Source organism: Campylobacter helveticus (genome assembly GCF_002080395.1).
In the GTDB taxonomy this organism is placed as follows: domain Bacteria; phylum Campylobacterota; class Campylobacteria; order Campylobacterales; family Campylobacteraceae; genus Campylobacter_D; species Campylobacter_D helveticus.
The window spans coordinates 594,835-614,372 of record NZ_CP020478.1 but is presented as its reverse complement, the minus strand read 5'-3'; the positions used below and the strand labels follow the sequence as shown (position 1 = coordinate 614,372).

Here is a 19,538-nt window from a genome sequence, read left to right as displayed (position 1 = left end):
GGATAAAGATGAGTGGTAATAAAGATATTTACGAGATTTATACTTCTAATGGACTTATATTAGAAGTTGATAAAAATACAAATCAAATTATATTTGATAAAAGAGAAGATGGGCGTGAAGTAGGCAAATACACCCAAGAATATTCCAAAGCTTTGTTTGAAGCACACAATATCAAACAAAACTCCCCCTATAAAGACTATCAACCCCAATACCTAGATCCTAATCTTTATACAGGACAAAGTTCTACTTTACTTGAATTTAAAGATTGGCAAAACTTATATTTAAAAGATCCTGTTAAAGGAAGCATAGCTCCTTGGACTAAAGCAGAAAAAGCTTATTATAACTCATTAAAAACTAAAAAAGAAAGATATAAATATCTAGTCATTAGAAGTGGTATAAGAAGTGTTGTTATGGATATACCTTATGAAGCTATAGGAGCTGTAGATGAAAAAGGAAATGTAGAACCTAAATATGAAGAATTATATAGAACAGTAGATGATAATAAACATAATCTAAGATCAAGTTTATTTCATAATGAATGGGGTATGGCAGCAGGAATATTGGGTGATTATAAATATCTAGCTAATGATATGTTTCAAAATGGTTTTAATGCAAGATTTATCCAAGCTACTATACTTTATATACAACTAAGTGGAGGAAGCAGTATATTAGATAAACCTAATTTATTAGGTGCTATTTATGGTTATGCAGATATTGCGGTAGGAAGTGGTTTGGTAGGAGTGCATAAAAATCCTTTAAGAGAACAAGAGATTAAAACCTTAGCTAAGACTTTAAAACCTGATGAATTTGGTATGCTTCCTTTTATAGATGAAATTATGGGAGTAGATTGGGTCATTGATTATAACAGGTATAGAATTTCTCGCGATGAATTTGGAAGTATGTATAGAGCCTTAAGAAGTGATATAGTTGAGGGTAAAATAAAAGATCCAAGGGATGTAGATTCTACTTATGAAAGCAGAAGGGAATTTGATCGCCATAGGGGAGGGTATTACAATGGTATGGTAAATGCTTATGGTTATGATATTCCAAATGACTGGAATGATGCACAATTAAAAATAGACTCTATGATTTTAACTGCCAAACTAGCAGCCCTAACTCCTCCTCAAGGCTACCCTAATGCACCTTATTATTTTACCCCTGAAAACCTAGAATGGTATTATAAAAGACATAAGCTTGATAGACTTCTTGACCCTAGAATCCCTGCAATTTATCGTTATAACTTCCCACAAGATTTAAGAGCTAAGATAGAAGCCTATGCTAAAAAACATAATGTTAAAGAAGACTAGCTGCCTTTGAGTAATATCGTCCCAATCTATCCTAAAATTCCTTAATCCTATCCAAAAAGTCTTTTTTAAACATTTTTTCTACACAAAGATTAATAAATAAAGAGATTTTTTCACTTTCTTTTAAATTATCATCAATTTCATCTTTATAAGCGGGTAACATCATATTTATCATTTCTAAACTTTTCTTATTAAAAAGAATTCTTTTTGAAATGATATTTTCTTCGTTTTTATTTAAAATTTCTGCATTATTTTTCATATTTTATCCTTTTTGTGAAATTATGAGGATATTATAGCATATTAGAGTAATTATTTTTAATTTAAAAAGGTTAATTGTTTATTATTTTATATTATTAGCATATTTTTGATATAATGATAATAATATATAACTTATCCATAAACCTCAATAAAGGCATAAATTTATCTTTTTTGGGTTTAGGTTAGGGTTAAATATATAACATAATATATTATTATGATATACAAAACAAAAGGAAACTTAAATGAAGCTTACAAGAGGCGATTTTTTAGAGGATTTAGACTTTTAGCTTGAGGCTTATTTTTGTCATTTTAAGGATTTAAATTATTCTTTGAATACAATTTAACTTTATAAAAGAGTTTTAAACGAATTTAGAGAATATTCTTTAGAGTTTTGTGATGAAATGCAGTTTAAAGAAATAAAAACTTCCTATATTTCAAATTTCTTAAGTTATTTGGAAATAAGGTCTAAAAATCATAAAAAGCTTTCTAAAAAAACAAAACTTACTTATCTAAGGGCAATAACTAGCTTTTTTACCTTCATTAATGAAAATAATGAAGATTTGTTTGAGTTCTCTTTTAATTTTTCAAAACTTAATACAAGAAATGAAAAAAGAGAAGAAAAGCTTGAGCATTTAAGTGATGATGAAATTCAAAGACTTATAAATACCATAGAAAGACTAAAAATACAAAAAGAAGATTATGCAAGTTTTAGAAATGCACTTCTTATTAAATTAATGCTTTATGCGGGGCTTAGAATTTCAGAAAGCTTAAAAGTGCGTTTGTGTGATTTTAATGAAGATGAAGAAGATATGCTAAAAATTAATATACTTGCTAAGGGAGGCAAGGAACAATTTGCTTATATTAAAAAAGCTTATATTGATGATGAGCTTGATTATTTTAAAGAGTATTTGAAAGAGAGTAATTATATTATGCAAACGCATAATGGAAAACTTTTAAACAGGAGCAATGCTTTTATTATCATTAATAGAATTTATGCTAAGGCTTTAATTCATAAAAAAGGTCTGCACCTCTTAAGACATACCTTAGCGATGAAACTCACCTCACAAAATGTCAATCTTGTCGTTATACAAAAGATACTAAGACACGCAAGTATGCAAACAACAACCATTTATGCTAAGGCAAATAATGAAATGCTTAGGAAGGCTTTGGGGAATTTGGGGTAGTTAATGAGAAATTATTTTGAAAATATGGTATTTATATTATAACATTTATGTTATAATATCTCATCAATTAAAAATCGAGGATTTTAATTTTAATGTTTGAAGTAAGTTTTTATGATGAAAAGGTTTTAGAAATTTATCAAATTTCTCTATAGATATAAGAGCTAAATTTCAACGACTTTTTCACTCTTGCAACTATATGGCAATGAAGTAAAAGAGCCTCACTCTAAATTTTTAGGTCGAGGACTTTTTGAGCTGAGGGTTAAGGGTAAGGATAATGTGGCAAGATTATTTTACGCCTTTCAAAAAGACAAGAAAATCTATATATTGCACGGATTTATTAAAAAGAGTCAAAAAACACCAAAAAATGAGCTTGAGATTGCTTATAAAAAATTAAAGGAACTAAACGATGAGTAATTTTATCCCTGTAAATAAAGTTTTAGAAAAAGAATTAAAAAATAAAGAATTTCAAAAAGAATACGAAAATTTAAATGCTTGGTTTGAATTGCAGAAAAAATTAATCGCAGCAAGGATAAAAAGCAAAAAGACACAAAGTGCTTTAGCTTTAGAACTTGGAATTAAGCAAAGTCAATTAGCAAGATTTGAAACTAAGCTTAATAATCCTAGTTTTGATACCTTAATAAAGTATGCAAAAGCTGTGGGATTAAAGAAATTGCGGATTAGTTTATAAAATGAAAAAGCAGATTAAGAAAACATATCCCGCTACTTGAAGATTTAAGCAATTTTAATATTTTTTATATGGTAGTGGTAGAGGTGTTGTTTTGCTTTTTTGTTGTGTTGGTATCTTCACTTGTAATATATGTAAGTAGTGATAGAAAGCTATCCACAAAAAAGAAAGGCAAAGTGTAAAAATTGCCGAATCTCCAAATTGATTATAAAGTTCAATAAGCCTAGTTTGTTGTTCTTCATTAAGAGCATAATTAAAAACAAAGTAAAATGGAAAATAGATTATCATAAAATACGCTATCAAAAGACTTATGCAAACTGCTATAATTAGTATCATCACTTGTAATACCTTTTTACTTTTAGGATAATGTTCTAAGTTAATTGTTTTCAATGCCTTAACCTTTTTTATGTATAATACATAACATTATATATAAAAAGGATTAATAATGTTTAAAATCGGTATAGGTGAAATTCAAAAAAATACTTCTATTTTTTCCAACTTAAAGGAAGCAATTCAAATTGTAGATAAGAGAAAACAAAAGGTGTTAGCCTTTGCATATCCAGCAAATCAAACTCAAAATTCTATCGTTGAAAAACTTGCAGGTAAATATAAAAATCATCAAAAGCCTCAAGAGAATTTAGAAAAAATAAAAGAAAAAGCTATGTTTGAAGCTATGAAGGAAAAATATGGTTTATCTCATTGATACAAACATTATAATTCGCTTTTTAGTGGGCGATAATGAAGAGCATTTAAGACTGAGTATTGAGTATTTTAAACAAATAGAAAGCGGACAAATCCAAGTTGAGATTTTAAGTGGCATCTTAATGGAGGCATATTTTGTATTGACAAAGTTTTATAAGATTGACAAAAGTGAGGTTATACAAGATTTAAAAACCATAATTTGTTTTGAGGGGGTAATTAATAAAGATAAAGCAATATTAATAGAAGCATTAAATATTATAGAGCATAAAAATATAGATTTTGTGGATGCACTCATTTGTGCTAAATGTAAATTACAAAACTATAAAAAGCTTAGTTTTGATAAAGATTTAAATGGGTGTTAAATTTCTCTTTCTTAATTTACCTCGCCAAACTCGCATAAAAGCAACTAAGGCATAAGTTATTTGCTCTCTTAAAAGACTATTGACAAATAGTTTTTATTTTTATCACTTTCTATTCTTAACTTGGAATATTTTTTGCTTTATTCCTCCCTATGCAATATTTCAAAAGGATTATAATGAAAAAAATTATTCTTATCTTGGCAGTTTTAAGTGGTTGTCTTTTTGCTAGTGATGAGTTAAATATCGATAGTTTGTTTAAAAAGCAAATAGGCTTAAGAAGCATTACAAGTTTATCCTTGCTTAGCACAGGAAATCCTCACTCATACTATATTTATCCAAATATTGGAGTAAATGGAGATTTAAATGTTTGGAATGATACGAAACAACTTTATCTAAATCAAACTTTTATTTACACTTTAACTCCAAGTTTTGATTTACTTATTTCAGGCGGTGGAAATTATGCAAGACAAGAGTATAACAATATTATTTCAGGTGCTTTTACAAGCAAAAATACTTTAAATTTTGATTCTTTATGGATAGGCTTTATTTATACAGGAGAAAGCATTGCTGACTTTGTTCCGCAGATTAAATTTCAAACAGCGATCATTCAAAGAGAAAAAACAGTTTTGCAAACTAAAAACTTTTATTTTCAATCCCAAAACTTAGAGGCAAGTTTAAGAGGATATAGCGATCCAGTGGTATATAGTATTTATACAGGATTTGGTTATAATGCAGAAAGAAAATTTAAAATTGCTAAAATAGAGTATGGAAATAGTATTTATTTTGGAGGCAATTTATCTATAGTATTAAGCCCTAAAATCACTTTAGATTTAGGAGCAGAGCAAAGATTTCAAACCGAACAAAAAATCAATGGTGTAAAAAATTCAGAAATCAGATCAATTCCTACAATTAGTGGCGGTTCTACTTATAGTATCAATCAAGATACAGCCGTTTCAGTCAGTGCAAGTCTAGGTGGAAGCTCTGCTGCTCCTGATGCAATTTTTGGTATCAATCTATGGAAAAAATTCTAAAAATAGCATTAATGGTTGCTCTTTTGCCTTTGTTTTTAAAGGCAGAATTTGTAGTTAAGTCTTACCAAGAAATTAAAAATGAAAAAGTTATAAGGCAAAACTATGAAGAATCTTGCGGTGCCGCTTCCTTAGCTACACTTATAAACATACTTGATGATAGCAATTTAACGGAATTAGATTTACTAAAAGCTATGAGCGGACAACAACTTTATACTGATATGGTAAGCTTTGCGGATTTAAATGACGCCGTTAAAAAGCTAGGCTTTCAAAGCAAATCCTATAAAATCGATAGAAAGATTTTAGAAAGCATTATGTCTGTTCCTATTTTAGTGAAGATAGAAGACGACCCACGCTTTCCACATTTTGTGGTAATTATCAATCATAAAGGAAATTATTTGCAAATATTTGACCCAAGCTATGGAGAATACATTAGCTCTAAAAGAGAATTTTATAGCGTTTGGGATAGATACAATAAAGGTGGATTTGCCTTAATTATCAATCCCAAAAAGCAACTTAAAGATTACAAACTCAATCTACCTAAATCTTTAAACTTTGAAATAGAGCATTTTGGATTTTAATATCACAATTAAGTGATATTAATCCTTTATTTTTAAGTCTTTTCTAAACCCTAGTTTGTCCCATAAGATTATTAAGTCTATCCATTATAGATTCAACATAAGAATCGATACTTTCACTACTTGCTTTCCAGCCGTTAGCTTTTGCTTGATTAAACTGATTATCAAACCAAGCACCATTGCCTACATATATATTTTGCCATTTAGCTCCTGTTTCCATTGCGTATATACTCGCATCAAGCCAGCCATCTTGTGCATAGCCTTTTAACAAACTTGCAAAATCAACTTTGCCCGTCATAATGTCGTCTAAGGAAACGCTAAAAGAAGGATTTGCTTTCATTTCTAGCTCAAGTTTTGCTTCACGAACTTTTGCTTCAGGACTCAAAACAACTTGATTTGAAGATGGAATAGGCGAATAAGACTTTAAAAAACTCATAAATAAAGCTTCTTTAGAATAACTTCCATCTTCATTTTGTGGATAAACTGACATATCAGGATTAAATTCACCTTCATTTGAAGGTCCTTGTTCCATACTTTGTGGAGAAAAGTCAAGTTTCATAAGGTTCATACCCAAATTCATAGTAGAATATTTAATCGCTTGTGCTTCGTGAAATTGTTCCGCATTAAATATATTTTTTACAATTTTTTCGTTATTTTCGTTATGGACATAATTTAGTCCTTTTGGTAATTGCTCTAAATCAGCTTCGCTAAAACTTGTTTTATCATTTGGAAATGCACTGATTACTTGATTAAAGCTATTATAATAGGATTTAACAATAGAAGCCATATCAAAACTATTATAATAATTACCACTAGTTTCATCAGCCATACCATGTTGATTAAATCTCTCTATCTCATCTAAAGTAGATTTATGTATTTTAAAATCTTCAGGTAATCCCGCAGCTTTGTTAAAATCACTTCCCATATAGCCATTTTTATCTACGCTGTAACCATAGGCTAAAGATGAAGCATTGTTTAAATCTGCTTGTTTATATTTTAGAGTATGAACGGTATTTTGAAATTCGCTAAATAAGCCATAGTTTGTGTCAAGAGTGGAATTTGAGCCACTATTTAAAACTTCACTTTTTATTAGAGTTTGTGAATTAGCACTTTGAATTTCATTTAATTTACTAGCATTTTGTTTTAAAAAAGCATTAGCAAAACTTATTTTAGAATTCTCTTTACTTTCTTTACTAGCTTTTGCTTGTGAAAGTATAGAAGTATAGTTTGAGTTATCGTTGATACTAAAGATACTCATATTAATTCCTTGATTTAGATTTTTTTGCCTTCAACCTAAATATATTTATATAAATAATATAAGCAAGATGTGTTCCATTTTGGGGTAAATGGAACACAAAAGAATTAATATTTGCTTTTAAATTCGTTTAGGATATTATAAGCAGGACTATTTGCATAAGCCCAAATGTTTGTGCCTGAACCATATTTACTTGAAAAATATTGTAAATAATAATCTTTTTGATTATTTACATAGCGGTATTTGGCTACGATATAACCACTAGAATAGCCTAATGACTGAGTAACCACATTCGAATTTTGATTAACGCTATTATCCATCACAACATAACCATAAGAACTTAGAGAACCAGCATTATAATCAAAAGCACTATCTCTTTTAAAATAATACCCACCCTTAACCTCTTTCATCTCATCAAGGCTAAGAATTTTTACTCCTACGCTGTTATCACTTACCGCACCATTACTTAGCTTAGCAAGAAGATCATTTGCAAAGCTGAAATTTATTAATAAAGCACTTAAAATGATAATATTTGATAGTGTTTTCATAATTACTTCCTTAGTAATCAATTTATTGACTATAAAATCTTTAAGCTCTTATATTTATCGATACAATGTTATGAGTTTGATAGCCGTGTCTAATTTCATATCTCTTTTTAGTTTCGAGATATTTTTCTTTAAATTCATTAATACTTAGCGTTGAATTAAACAAGGCATTAAATTCATTTTCATATAACATAAAAAGCCCTTTCCCTCCAAAATCAAATCCCCCAATTTTATGATCGACTTCGATAAATTTTTTTAAATCCTCGACTTCTTTTTTGCTTATGTTTTTATCATAACCCCATAATTTCCCTAAAATGGTTGTTTCGCCATTTTTGGCGTATCCTAAGTTTGGTAAGCCTGATAGATCCATAAATTTGGCTTGGTGTTTTTCATTTGCTTTTTGTTTAAAATTGATTATTTCTTTATCATATTGCATCGTGTTGGTTGAAAAGTTTAAAGAATTAATTGTCATCTTAATCCTCCCAAAGCACTTTCTAAGCGATCTTTATAATTTCTTTTTAATTCATTAATAATTATGTTATTGTTTAGCGTTGCACTATTAGTTACATTGCGTATGCTTCCATCAAAACGATTGACAGCAACAACTCCATAAGAAAAATAGACAAATTTTCCAGCCCTATTAAAGCCCACATTTCTTTTTACGCTAAATCCTAAAGCCGTATAAAGAGGATTTGAGCCGTCTAAAGCATTGGTAAATTCTTGTAGTCTTTTTTGACTTTGCCATAAATGTTTTTTGGTCGCACTATTAGAATAACATTGCGTAGAGCCCATTTGACACAACCCTCTATCATTTTTCATAGTTTGTTCAAGATTAATTTGACCATTTTTTATTTCCCAACCTAATTCATTTTCAAAATCTGGAACTGCTAAAGCAGCTAATTCGTTTTGGGAAATTCTTATAGTTGCTACGGCATACCCACCCCTAACCTCTTTCATCTCATCAAGGCTAAGAACTTTAACACCTACACTATTATCACTTACCGCACCTTTACTTAATTTGGCAAGAAGATCATTTGCAAAGCTAAAGCTTACTAGTAAAGCACTTAAAGCTACAATGCTAAATAGTTTTTGAAACATTTTAACTTCTTTTATTTAAGATATATTTGGGTTTATTTTATCATTTAAAAAAATTGAAGTCAAATTTATAAGATATAAAATGTCATTATTTAAAAATTTGGAACACTCTTTGCCTGATTATCCCTTTATGCAATATTTTAAAAAGGACAAATAATGAGAAAAATGATTTTCATTTTGGCGATTTTAAATGCTTGGCTTTTTGCTAGCGATGAATTAAACATCGATAGTTTGTTTAAAAAGCAAATAGGCTTAAGAAGCATTACAAGTCTATCTTTACTTAGCACGGGTAATGCAAATTCTTATCTGCTTTATCCTAATATCAGCATAGGGGGCGATCCTACCATTTGGAATGATACAAAGCAAGTTTTTTTAACGCAAACTTTCATTTATACTTTGCATCCTAAATTTGACCTACTGATTTCAGGTGGTGGAAGCTATGCAAGACAAGAGTATAATAATATTGTTTCAGGTGCTTATACGAGCAAAAATACTTTAAATTTTTATGGAGAAAATCCTCTTATAGACTACAAATCACAGCCCCTATTCCTCACCCTATGGGTATGGCTATAGGACAGAGTGGAATTTTATGGAGCTTTGCTAAAAACCTACCAAGTCTTGGAGATAACTTCTCTTTTCTCTTGTTTAAGAAAAGAGAATGTTGTGTATTTTAACTTATGAAAGGAGTAAAGATTAAGAAGTTTTAAAAAGCCAAAGGGTATTCTAGCCCCCTCAAAAGAGGGGAAGGCTAATAAGCCTTGACAACAATTATACATAGTAGTATAATAACAATCACTAGAATTGAGTGGTTCAATTAACTCACCTCCCAACAGGGCGGTAAATTAACGCCATCGGGTTGCAGCCCTTTGGCGTTGCACCCTAATGAAATTATACCTAAACTTCTTTAATCTCTAAAAAACGATGAAAAAAGCCCTTTTATTTTTAACAAGCTTTGCTTTGTGTTTAAGTGCAGAGGATAATCTTACCAAAGAACAAATCTTTGAAAACAAATACCTTAAAGATAAAGCCGCAATGCAAAATCAAATCTCTACGGATACGCTCTATAAAAACACCAAAGATTTTAATCTCACAAAATTAAGAGGGGATACTAATCTTAGTAAAGAACAAATCAATGAAAGATATGAAAAGCCCTTTTATCTATCGGCAAAGTTTTAATCTGCCTTTCATTAATGAAATTCATTCTATATCCTTTCAAAGTATATGTAAATTGTTTATTCTCACTTTTGTATATACTATTACATATACTTTAACAATAAATAAGGTTGAATTGATAAAAATTAATGCGATGAGATATGGCTAGATATGACTAACATAAAACGCTAATTTTTAATGCTTTGACTGACTAAATGTGATGAAATTTGACTAATGTTGATTAAGTATGAAAAACAAAAATGGCGGACAGAGAGGGATTTGAACCCTCGAGACCCGTTAAGATCTGCACCCTTAGCAGGGGTGTGGTTTCAGCCACTCACCCATCTGTCCATAAAAGAAAGTGTGATTATAGTAAAAATTAAATAATACCCAGCTTAAAGCCAAGTATTATAAACTCAAATATGCCAAAATTATCGTTACCAAAAATCCCACCACTAAAGTCATAAGCTGCTTATTTCTATCTTTTTTACTTGCAAAAAATGTTATCATAAGCCCTGAAAGATAGAGTAAAAACAAGACCACACCAAAGCCCACAGAAAGCACAGAAAAATACCACGCACCCTTATCTTTATGTAGCATTATCATATCCCCTAAAAGACTTCTTGTTTTAAGTGTGATTTCGTATTGATTAGCCTTAGGTTTCATCTCAACGCTATAATGCACTCCGCCCATTAGCATTACATTAGCCGAGTTTCCAGCACCCTTACCCTTGCCGACACGAAGTTCTGTGTTACTTGGAATTTTAAGATTATTTTCTTTTAAAAATTCCAAAAGCGCCTCACGCTCTTTACCTGCTTCTATGTTTTTTTGCAAGACATAGCTTTGTGTTTTTAATCCAACATCTTGATTAAAACCAAAAATGTAAGCTATGCCAGTAAAAGCAAAAAGCACCGCACAAGGTAAGAAAAATAGACTGATATAAATGTGTATCTGTCTAAAAAGCTTGTTTTTGTTAATCATATTTCGCTCCTTAAAAAATTTAAGGAATTGTAGTTATTTAATGTGAAGTGAAAGTGAAGTATAAATTAAGCCCGAATTTACGGGCTTAAATTATTGTTTATCAACGGCTTGATAATTGTAAGGCTTGAGGTTTTTATCTCCCTCTATTAAGGCATTTGAAGGACTACCATTAACATTATCGTGTTCATAATAACGCTCTCCAACCTTATGTCCGTTCATATCGACCTTATAACGAATATCACCAGGATTTAGCTTTTGCATATCTTCGAAACCTAAATTTGAAGTTTTAAAATCCGCCATACCTTTAGCATTAGCAATTTCCACAAGCTTAGTTTGAGCCATTCTAGCCATATCTACAGCTTGTAATAGCATTCTTGAAGCTTCTCTTGGATTATGAAAACCTGTTGAGTTTTCCGCACCGATGAAATCCGCTCTCATTTGTGCTTTTCTATGAAGCTCTAAAACTTCCTTCAATTCCTCATTAATCTTCTTCGCATCTGCCTTGCCATCACTTTGGTAAGCCTCTAAAGCCCCAAGTGCCTCACGCATAGTTTTAATGTCTGTGATAAGACTAACGATAGCATACTCTGCTGTTCTTAAATTGTGTGCGGTTGAGTTTTGAATATCTTTAATCTGAGCCTTAAGATAATCTTCGCTTTGGTTATGGCAAGTCTTACAAGCAGAATTAATATCCGCTAATGGTGAAGTGATATTATGCTGGGTCATTTTCTTAGCACCTTTTCTAATATAAGGCATATGACAATCCGCACAGCTTACACCATTTGCCGCATGCACACCTCCACTATAAAGCTCACTTTCAGGGTGTTGAATTTTAAGCATAGGCGCACCACTTATCTTATGAGCCCAGTCTTTATCAAATACTTTACGCACTTTTTCATAATACTCATCGAACATTTCTATTCTAAATGGCTCACCTTTTTTCCACTCACTCCAAGGGAAAACAAGCTCTATCCCAGCAACTTCGATTTCTGTAGGCTTATTGCCATCTCTCCAAGTGTCAAATTCATCATAAGTTTTTTGAGTGCCGTTCCACCATTTCTTAGTTTCATCGCTCGCAATGCTTTCACCCATAACCTTAACTTTTTCACCTGTTGGCTTGAAGTAGTATTCAACATGGCACTGCGAACAAACTAAAGTTCTCATTTCTTCTCTAGTCGCCTTAACACCCTGCTCCGCATCTCTTTCATAGCCTCTAGCTACCAAAGCATTAATAGCTGCTGGGCGTGTAAGTCTTAAGCTCATATTATTTGGACTATGGCAATCCGCACAAGTTACGCCCATTCTTTTACCGCCGTGTGGTCCGCTATGCTCTACTGAGCCTTCCTTATAGCCATTAACAGCTGGGACATTTTTAATCATCGTCCAATATTTAGTTGAATTAAATGCCACCCAATCATCTTTTGCGACATTTTTCAAAAGCCAAGGAGTCCAACCACTATGGCAGTTCATACAGGCTGTTGGCTGTCCGCCAAATCCTGCAAAGCCGTGAGCATTAAGAAAATCTTTATTATTTCTTGCTGTATCCATTTGATCAACTTGAATCCAAAAATGTCCTCTTTCTTCATTTGCGTCTATGGAGAAAGGATATCCCGCCCAAAGCACTGTAAGCTGAGGATAGCGAATAAGCTTAGAATAAGCCAAATTTCCACCGAAATCAGTCTCAAAAGGCTTTTCTTTTTCCACAGTTAAATACATATCTAAATAATCCGGAAAATTCTTACCCCACTCATCAAAAGTAGGATTATCATCCGTCATCTCAACAAAATTCTTACTTGCGATGCCCCCTACACTTTCTGCTTGTTTTTGGCTGACATCATTATTAAGCCACAATACTCCGCCGATTAAGGCGATAACAACTACTATACCGAAGTATAAAACACCTTTTTTATTCATAAAACCTCCTATAATTTAAAATCCGCGTTTATGCCCAACGCCACTATGACACGAAACACAACTTAAAGAATTATCTTTATGAGGGTTGGCTGTCGCATTGATAGCCACCCCAGCATAGTCGCTATGACAACGAATGCAGTTATTTTGCACCATTTCTTTGCTTTTTTGTGTTGCACTTAAATTTGTTGGCAACGCATCGAGTTTAAAAGTAAAAGCATAAGCGTGAGATAAGCCACTTTGAGCTTTTGCTATCCACTTATCCACGCCTTGATGTGGTAAATGACAATCCGCACAACTCGCTCGTGCCTCACCCTTAACTTTTTTAGAATGAGAAGCTGCTAAATAGTCATTATAAACCTCATTCATAATATGGCAATTATTGCAAGATTCGCTTGAGTTGCTAAAATAAGAAAAACCTTTTGCATTATAAAAGGTATAAAAACCCACAGCAAATAAAGCAAAAAGCAAAAGTAAAAAAATACCAAAAAGATTTGTAAAAGCTCTTTTTTGCCCCAAAATCCCCTCCTTGTAAAATAATTTACAATCGTAATGGAAAATTGTAACAAAAAATATTTAATTTTTATTTAAGGAGTAAATAAATCTTAAATACTTTGTTAAAATAAGCTAGATTGTATTTTGCAAGATTGTAAAATCAATTTTTACTCCACTTGAGGATCGCCAAAACATCGCCTTAAAGCTTCTTTAGTCTCACCTTGAGGGTCTGCCTTCTTGGCGTCTTTGCGCAAGGCGTCAAATTCCAAATTTAAATCAAGATTCTTCGCATTTTGTTTAAGACTTTGCAATTTGCTCTCATCGATAATAACCTCTTTTCGCACTTCTATCCTAGCATTTTCTCCAAAAATTTCCTTTAATAATTCTTGTATAAGCTTAAAGCCTTGATTTAATGAAGTGCGATTTTGCCCCTGCGCATTGGAGCTAATGATTAAAGTGGAATTTTCATATCCTATAAATTTCGTGCTTTGCTTAAAACACTCCGCAAGTTCATAATCCCTATCATAAATTTTTGCAATTAAAAGCTCATAGGCATTTTGACTAGTTTGAGGCTTAAAATTTTCTATCTTAATGCCCTCTTCTTTAGTTTGATTTAAAGGCTTGTCAATCTTATTTTGCAGTTCATTAATCTGCGTGTCGATTTCTTTTAAATAACTTGCCTCCATCATCATAAAAGCCATCACACAAAGCGTAAATCCATCATCATCACAAATTAAATTTTTCGCCCTTGAAAGTATCCTAAAAAATCTCTCATAGATTAAAGTTGTAAATTCCTCACTTCTTGAAAAAAAACTTTCTTTAAGATAAAAAAGCATTTCATCAATCACACTACTAGCTTCATAGTCTTGCAATTCTTCTAAAAATTCAAATACCTTTTCTCTGTCTTTATGCAAAATAGCGCGGTAAAATTCTTTGATTTTAGACGGGTCTAAAAAGCCAAGCATTTCAGTAATTTTAGCCGTGCTAATGTGATTTTCACTAAAAATTATCGCTTGGTCTAAAAGCGTAAGGGTATCGCGTAAAGAGCCATTTCCACTTCTTGCGATGAATTTTAAAGCCTCTTCTTCAAAACCCACCTGCTCTTTTTCTAAAATTTCTTTAAGATGTGTCAAAATTTCACTTTGAGCGATTTGCTTAAAACGAAAATGCTGCGTGCGTGAAAGCACTGTGGCTGGAAGTTTTAAAGGGTCTGTTGTCGCTAAAATGAATTTCACATAGCTTGGAGGCTCTTCAAGGGTCTTAAGTAAAGCATTTGCCGCTTGAGAGGTAAGCATATGCACCTCATCGATGATGAAAATTTTAAAACGCGCCATTGAAGGGGCGTATTTAGTTTGCTCTATAAGGCTTTGTATATCTTCAAGCCCCCTATTACTCGCTGCGTCCATTTCTATAATGTCGATGTGTTTGCCCTCAAGTGCAGCCTTGCACTGCTTACAAATTCCACAAGGCGTGGCACTAGGTCCCTCATCGCACACTAAAGCACGAGAAAAAATTCTTGCACTTGAGGTTTTCCCACTTCCACGCAGTCCAGAAAAAAGATAAGCGTGCGCAAGACGCTTAGAATTTAAAGCGTATTTTAAACTCGCACTGACAGCCTTTTGCCCTACTAACTCATCAAAAGTCTTAGGACGATATTTTATCGCTAAAGCTTGAAGCATTTTGCCTACTCATTCATTATAGATAAAAGCTCAACATTGTCTTTTGTTTTAAGCATTTTAGAATACAAGAATTTAAGCGCCTCCACATCGTCCATTTGTGAAATAGCGGAGCGAATTGCCCAAATTTTTTGCAAATTCGTAACCCCTTGCAAAAGCTCTTCTTTTCTTGTGCCTGATTTAATGATATTAATCGCAGGGTAAATTCTTCTATCTGATATACTTCTATCTAGCACGATTTCACTATTTCCTGTGCCTTTAAATTCCTCAAAAATCACCTCGTCCATTCTCGAACCCGTATCAATAAGAGCCGTAGCGATAATGGTAAGTGAGCCTCCATTTTCTATATTTCTAGCCGCTCCAAAAAAGCGTTTTGGCTTATGCAAAGCATTTGCATCCACGCCCCCGCTTAAAACTTTTCCCGAGCTTGGAGTGGCTGTATTATAAGCTCTAGCAAGACGCGTAATACTATCTAGCAAGATGATGACATCCTTGCCCATTTCTACCATTCTTTTTGCTTTTTCTATGACAAGCTCGGCTACACGCACGTGATTATAAGCTGGCAAATCAAAAGTCGAGCTAAATACCTCACCCTTAACGCAACGCTGCATATCAGTAACCTCTTCCGGTCTTTCATCGACCAAAAGCACGATTAAGTGCATTTCAGAGTGATTCTTAGCTATAGCGGTGGCAAGTTCTTTCATCAACTCAGTTTTACCTGTGCGAGGCGGGGCTACTATAAGCCCTCTTTGTCCCTTACCAATCGGCGTGAAAAGGTCTAGCACCCTGCCTGTAAGTTTCATTGCGTCATATTCAAGTTTGATTTTTTCTGTGGGGAAAATGGGGGTAAGATTATCAAAAAGCGGTCTTTCTTTAGCCTCTTTAAGAGGGAGATAATTAATCGCTTCAATTTTTAAAAGTGCATAATATTTCTCTTGGTCTTTTGGCTCTCTAACCTGCCCTGTTACAATGTCCCCTACTCTTAGGGCGAATTTGCGAATTTGAGAATTAGAAACATAGGCATCATTGACACTATCGCTTAGATTTGCGTCCATCCCTCTTAAAAAACCATAGCCCTCAGGACTAAGTTCTAAAATTCCTGTAAAAAGTATAAAGCCGCCCTTTTTAGTTTGAGCCTTTAAAATCTCAAAAATAAGCTCTTGCCTACGAAATTCTCTAGGATTTTCTATTTCGCATTCATTAGCGATTTTAACCAAATTTTCTAGGTCAAGCAATTTTAAATCTTCTATTTTATAGCCCTCAACGGGAATGTGCGTTCTTTGATGTTTTTTTTCTTTTTCCATAAGTCCTCTGTAAGATGTAGCAGTAAATTAAAAGCGTGATTTTAGTAAAAAATTCTTATTTTTGTCAAATTTAGTTTATACTTATAAAAAAATTCAAAGTAAAAAGATGAAGTGTGAGCATTGTAAATTAAACTTCAAACAAGAGCAAATGCGTGAGAAAAATGGGCTATTTTTTTGTTGTAGGGGCTGTGAAAGTGTGTATGAAATTTTACACGACAAAGGGCTTGATGAGTTTTATCAAAGACTTGGGAATCATAGCCTAAAACCCGTTGATTTAAATGGGGAAACAAAAAATTATGACGAATTTATCCATAAAACAAAAGAGGGTTTTAGCGAAATTTATCTTCTTATACATGGCATAGAATGTGCGGCTTGTATATGGCTTAATGAAAAGGTTTTGATAAGACAAAAAGGCATACTAGAACTTGACATCAACCACCTCAACCATAAGGCAAGAATTGTTTTTGACGAAAAAACAATCAGCCTTAAAGAAATTTTAAAACTCATCGAAAGCATAGGCTATAAAGCAAGTGCTTATGATGCAAACAAAAGTGAGAAAAAAGCACAAAGTTTAAAACGCGAATTTTATTCTAAAATGGTCGTTGCTATCGCTTGTGTGATGAATGTGATGTGGATAGCGGTGGCAAAATATGCCGGCTTTTTTAGCGGTATGGAAAGGGATATTAAGGACATTTTAAATTTCGCTGAATTTATCCTTGCCTCACCTGTGCTTTTTTATACAGGCTCAAGTTTTTACAAAAGTGCTTTCAATGCCCTAAAACATAAAAACTTAAATATGGACACTCTAGTCATTAGCGGGGCAAGTTTGGCTTATATTTATTCTTTATGGGCGATGTTTTTTAGGGTGGGGGAAGTGTATTTTGACTCTGTGGCTATGATTATTTGCTTTGTTTTCGTAGGTAAATATTTAGAAGTTTTTAGCAAAAAACGCGCCCTTGACACAATCGATGGCTTAAACGACTTCTTACAAAATGAAGTTTTGGTTTTTAACGGCGTAGAATTTAAACCAAAAGAAGTGCAAAAAGTCGCACTTGGAGACATTATTTTACTAAGAGCTGGGGATAAAATTTTAATCGATGGAATTTGCACAAAAGGCGAAGCAAGTGTAGATAGCTCTTCTTTAAATGGTGAAAACACACCTCAGCTCATCAAAAAAGGTGATGTGTTAAATTCAGCCTGTATCTTAATAGACGGCAGTGTAGAATACAAAGCTACCAAACTTTACAAAGACTCTAAACTCTCGCAAATTATTAAGCTTTTGGAATTTGCAAGTTCAAAAAAAACCAAACTTATCAATCTCGTCAATCAAATCAGCGGCTATTTTTCAAAAACCATTTTAAGCCTTGCCCTACTTTGCTTTTGTTTTTGGTTTTTCTACCTTAATGAAAGCGTGGAAATTTCGCTCATTAATGCCATTTCGGTTTTAATCATAGCCTGTCCTTGTGCCTTAGCTCTTGCCACGCCTGTTAGTAATCTCATCGCACTTGGTAAAGCTTTTAAGCACAATATACTTTTTAAAGACTCAAGTGTCATTGAAAATTTAAATAAATGCGATATTGCCGTCTTTGATAAAACGGGTGTTTTAACTAAATTAGAACTTGAAATTGATAAATTTTATCTTAGTGAGAAGCTTGATACAAACGCACTTTACACCTTTTTAAAACTCTCAAAGCACCCCATAGCAAAAAGCGTGGCAGGGTTTTTAAAACAAAAAGGAGCTAAAGAAAAAAATTTAGACTTTAAAGAGCTTAAAAATATCAGTGCTAGAGGCTTAAAAGCTCATTTAAATGGAGATATTTTCTTGGGAGGCAATGAGACATTTTTGAAAGAAAATCACATTAAAATAGAAAAAAAGCTAGAAAATTCACATTTCATCTTCGCTAAAAATAAAGAAATTTTAGCTTTTTTTGAACTTAAAAGCGTGTTAAGAGAGGGAGCGAAAGAATTAATTAATTATCTAAAAAAAGAAAAAAAAGAAGTGATGATTTTAAGCGGAGATAATGAATTTGCTGTTAAAAAAATAGTCGAAGAGCTTGAAATTTCAAATTACAAAGCTTCTTGTTTGCCAGAGGATAAAATGAAAGAATTAGAAAAACTCTCGCAAAATCACAAAATCTTATTTGTCGGCGATGGAGTAAATGATGCTTTAGCCTTAAAATTTGCCTCCGTTTCAATTACCTTAAAAGAGGGAAGTGATTTAGCTATTGAAAATAGTGATATTTTGCTTTTGAAAAATGACTTAAATTCTTTAAAAACAGCCCTTAAACTCTCCAAATTTACCTTTAAAATTATCAAACAAAATTTAGCTTTTTCGCTTTTTTATAATGTTTTGAGCCTACCTTTAGCATTTTTAGGACTTATTAATCCTCTCATCGCTGCTTTATCGATGTCTTTTAGTAGTATAATTGTCGTTTTAAATGCACTAAGGATTAAAAAATGAATTTGGTCATAATGATGATGATAGGTGTTTCCATAGTCGTCTTTTTTATTATACTTGCGACCTTACTTTGGGGGATTAAAAATAAGCAATTTGACGATGATTATAAATTCATCACGCTTAATGACGATGAAGAAAGTTTAAAAGAAGCGGTAGAACTTGAACGCCGTAAAAAAGAGACGTTGAGAGATAAGGCTCGTAAAGAGCCTTAAATTATAGAGTTTCGATATAAGCTTCAATAGCTTTAAAATCTTCCTCCGTTAAACCTTTAAGATTGATTTTCATAATTGCACCCTGTCCATAAGCATTTCTTTTACCCTCTAAATATTCTTTCATATATTGAAGTCTTTCAGCAGTCGAAATACTTTTAAGTGCTGGGACCTTATTAAGATACACCTTATCAGCCTTTGGTCCGTGGCAAACTGCACATTTTTTATAAAGCGTAGCACCATCTGCCGCATAAGCTGAGATAGCCAAACAGGTTAAAGCTGAAATTGCAACAAATTTTTTCATTTTATCTCCTTTTTACAAAATCTCGTTAGTATATCCTTAAAAATTTAATACTTCT

The 19,538-nt window shown here is 32.5% G+C and carries 23 protein-coding genes, 1 tRNA gene and 1 pseudogene; 13 read left to right on the top strand and 12 right to left on the bottom strand.

The features are described from left to right. Positions 1 to 8: 8 nt before the first annotated feature. Positions 9 to 1,307 carry a hypothetical protein gene (locus tag CHELV3228_RS03250; RefSeq protein ID WP_082199524.1) on the top strand — a complete coding sequence of 433 codons (1,299 nt, stop codon included), beginning with the start codon at positions 9 to 11 and terminating at the stop codon, positions 1,305 to 1,307. Positions 1,308 to 1,338: 31 nt separating this feature from the next. Here CHELV3228_RS03250 and CHELV3228_RS03245 read toward each other — a convergent pair whose 3' ends face one another. Then, positions 1,339 to 1,563 (bottom strand): mobilization protein, encoded by a 225-nt coding sequence (locus CHELV3228_RS03245; protein WP_082199523.1) that lies wholly within the window; start codon positions 1,561 to 1,563, stop codon positions 1,339 to 1,341. A gap of 400 nt (positions 1,564 to 1,963) precedes the next feature. Here CHELV3228_RS03245 and CHELV3228_RS03240 point away from each other — a divergent pair, with 400 nt between their 5' ends. The 7 genes from CHELV3228_RS03240 to CHELV3228_RS03205 all read left to right on the top strand — a co-directional run bounded on the left by CHELV3228_RS03240 (position 1,964) and on the right by CHELV3228_RS03205 (position 6,101). Beyond that, positions 1,964 to 2,746, top strand: coding sequence for a tyrosine-type recombinase/integrase (locus CHELV3228_RS03240; RefSeq protein ID WP_244289600.1), 783 nt, complete (start codon positions 1,964 to 1,966; stop codon positions 2,744 to 2,746). A 186-nt stretch (positions 2,747 to 2,932) separates the two neighbouring features. Further along, complete coding sequence (locus CHELV3228_RS03235; protein ID WP_159445025.1) at positions 2,933 to 3,160, top strand: type II toxin-antitoxin system RelE/ParE family toxin; 228 nt, start codon at positions 2,933 to 2,935, stop codon at positions 3,158 to 3,160. Continuing rightward, on the top strand, positions 3,153 to 3,434 hold the full coding sequence (locus tag CHELV3228_RS03230) for a helix-turn-helix domain-containing protein (RefSeq protein WP_082199521.1): 282 nt from the start codon (positions 3,153 to 3,155) through the stop codon (positions 3,432 to 3,434). The genes CHELV3228_RS03235 and CHELV3228_RS03230 overlap by 8 nt, the downstream gene beginning before the upstream one ends. A 442-nt stretch (positions 3,435 to 3,876) precedes the next feature. Beyond that, positions 3,877 to 4,134: a hypothetical protein gene (locus CHELV3228_RS03220; protein ID WP_082199519.1), complete on the top strand. Its 258-nt coding sequence runs from the start codon at positions 3,877 to 3,879 to the stop codon at positions 4,132 to 4,134. After that, complete coding sequence (locus CHELV3228_RS03215; protein ID WP_082199518.1) at positions 4,118 to 4,495, top strand: PIN domain-containing protein; 378 nt, start codon at positions 4,118 to 4,120, stop codon at positions 4,493 to 4,495. The genes CHELV3228_RS03220 and CHELV3228_RS03215 overlap by 17 nt, the downstream gene beginning before the upstream one ends. 173 nt (positions 4,496 to 4,668) lie before the next feature. Then, a complete protein-coding gene (locus tag CHELV3228_RS03210) occupies positions 4,669 to 5,523 on the top strand; it encodes an HmcD domain-containing protein (protein WP_082199517.1) in 855 nt (284 codons plus the stop codon). Next, complete coding sequence (locus CHELV3228_RS03205; protein ID WP_082199516.1) at positions 5,508 to 6,101, top strand: cysteine peptidase family C39 domain-containing protein; 594 nt, start codon at positions 5,508 to 5,510, stop codon at positions 6,099 to 6,101. Before CHELV3228_RS03210 ends, CHELV3228_RS03205 begins: the two co-directional genes overlap by 16 nt. Positions 6,102 to 6,144: 43 nt before the next feature. On the opposite strand, the gene CHELV3228_RS03200 is transcribed toward CHELV3228_RS03205, so the two are convergent. From CHELV3228_RS03200 to CHELV3228_RS03185, 4 genes are all read right to left on the bottom strand, one after another. Then, positions 6,145 to 7,356: a Cj0814 family flagellar-dependent secreted protein gene (locus tag CHELV3228_RS03200; RefSeq protein ID WP_082199515.1), complete on the bottom strand. Its 1,212-nt coding sequence runs from the start codon at positions 7,354 to 7,356 to the stop codon at positions 6,145 to 6,147. Positions 7,357 to 7,460: 104 nt separating this feature from the next. Next, a complete protein-coding gene (locus CHELV3228_RS03195; protein WP_370445641.1) occupies positions 7,461 to 7,901 on the bottom strand; it encodes a hypothetical protein in 441 nt (146 codons plus the stop codon). A 40-nt stretch (positions 7,902 to 7,941) separates the two neighbouring features. Next, entirely contained in the window at positions 7,942 to 8,370 is a 429-nt protein-coding gene (locus CHELV3228_RS03190; protein ID WP_004277980.1) for a hypothetical protein, read from the bottom strand. Beyond that, a complete protein-coding gene (locus CHELV3228_RS03185) occupies positions 8,367 to 8,996 on the bottom strand; it encodes a hypothetical protein (RefSeq protein ID WP_234981041.1) in 630 nt (209 codons plus the stop codon). Before CHELV3228_RS03185 ends, CHELV3228_RS03190 begins: the two co-directional genes overlap by 4 nt. A 153-nt stretch (positions 8,997 to 9,149) precedes the next feature. Between CHELV3228_RS03185 and CHELV3228_RS03180 the strand changes: the two are divergent. The 3 genes and pseudogenes from CHELV3228_RS03180 to CHELV3228_RS03170 all read left to right on the top strand — a co-directional run. After that, positions 9,150 to 9,497 (top strand): annotated as a pseudogene (locus CHELV3228_RS03180) (hypothetical protein); the annotation flags it as partial. Positions 9,498 to 9,526: 29 nt separating this feature from the next. After that, a complete protein-coding gene (locus tag CHELV3228_RS03175; protein ID WP_255298197.1) occupies positions 9,527 to 9,667 on the top strand; it encodes a TraU family protein in 141 nt (46 codons plus the stop codon). A gap of 247 nt (positions 9,668 to 9,914) precedes the next feature. Continuing rightward, positions 9,915 to 10,169, top strand: a complete 255-nt coding sequence (locus tag CHELV3228_RS03170) for a hypothetical protein (RefSeq protein WP_082199513.1) — start codon at positions 9,915 to 9,917, stop codon at positions 10,167 to 10,169. Between the two features lie 237 nt (positions 10,170 to 10,406). On the opposite strand, the gene CHELV3228_RS03165 is transcribed toward CHELV3228_RS03170, so the two are convergent. The 6 genes from CHELV3228_RS03165 to rho form a co-directional block, all read right to left on the bottom strand. Next, positions 10,407 to 10,496, bottom strand: a tRNA-Ser gene (locus tag CHELV3228_RS03165). A gap of 57 nt (positions 10,497 to 10,553) precedes the next feature. Continuing rightward, the gene (locus CHELV3228_RS03160; protein WP_082199512.1) at positions 10,554 to 11,126 is read right to left on the bottom strand and encodes a hypothetical protein; all 573 of its coding nucleotides are present in this window, start codon (positions 11,124 to 11,126) and stop codon (positions 10,554 to 10,556) included. Positions 11,127 to 11,216: 90 nt separating this feature from the next. Beyond that, positions 11,217 to 13,040, bottom strand: a complete 1,824-nt coding sequence (locus CHELV3228_RS03155; protein WP_082199511.1) for an ammonia-forming cytochrome c nitrite reductase subunit c552 — start codon at positions 13,038 to 13,040, stop codon at positions 11,217 to 11,219. 15 nt (positions 13,041 to 13,055) lie between these two features. Further along, positions 13,056 to 13,556 (bottom strand): cytochrome c nitrite reductase small subunit, encoded by a 501-nt coding sequence (gene nrfH, locus CHELV3228_RS03150; protein ID WP_082199510.1) that lies wholly within the window; start codon positions 13,554 to 13,556, stop codon positions 13,056 to 13,058. 143 nt (positions 13,557 to 13,699) lie between these two features. Continuing rightward, positions 13,700 to 15,211, bottom strand: coding sequence for a DNA polymerase III subunit gamma/tau (locus CHELV3228_RS03145; protein ID WP_082199509.1), 1,512 nt, complete (start codon positions 15,209 to 15,211; stop codon positions 13,700 to 13,702). 5 nt (positions 15,212 to 15,216) lie between these two features. Then, positions 15,217 to 16,512 carry a transcription termination factor Rho gene (rho, locus tag CHELV3228_RS03140; protein ID WP_082199508.1) on the bottom strand — a complete coding sequence of 432 codons (1,296 nt, stop codon included), beginning with the start codon at positions 16,510 to 16,512 and terminating at the stop codon, positions 15,217 to 15,219. A 106-nt stretch (positions 16,513 to 16,618) separates the two neighbouring features. Between rho and CHELV3228_RS03135 the strand changes: the two genes are divergently transcribed. Next, positions 16,619 to 18,973, top strand: a complete 2,355-nt coding sequence (locus CHELV3228_RS03135; RefSeq protein ID WP_082199507.1) for a heavy metal translocating P-type ATPase — start codon at positions 16,619 to 16,621, stop codon at positions 18,971 to 18,973. Next, positions 18,970 to 19,182: a cbb3-type cytochrome oxidase assembly protein CcoS gene (gene ccoS / locus CHELV3228_RS03130; RefSeq protein ID WP_082199506.1), complete on the top strand. Its 213-nt coding sequence runs from the start codon at positions 18,970 to 18,972 to the stop codon at positions 19,180 to 19,182. Before CHELV3228_RS03135 ends, ccoS begins: the two co-directional genes overlap by 4 nt. A 1-nt stretch (position 19,183) precedes the next feature. Here the strand turns inward: ccoS and CHELV3228_RS03125 are convergent, their stop codons facing one another. Then, positions 19,184 to 19,483: a c-type cytochrome gene (locus CHELV3228_RS03125; protein ID WP_082199505.1), complete on the bottom strand. Its 300-nt coding sequence runs from the start codon at positions 19,481 to 19,483 to the stop codon at positions 19,184 to 19,186. Positions 19,484 to 19,538 lie beyond the last annotated feature (55 nt).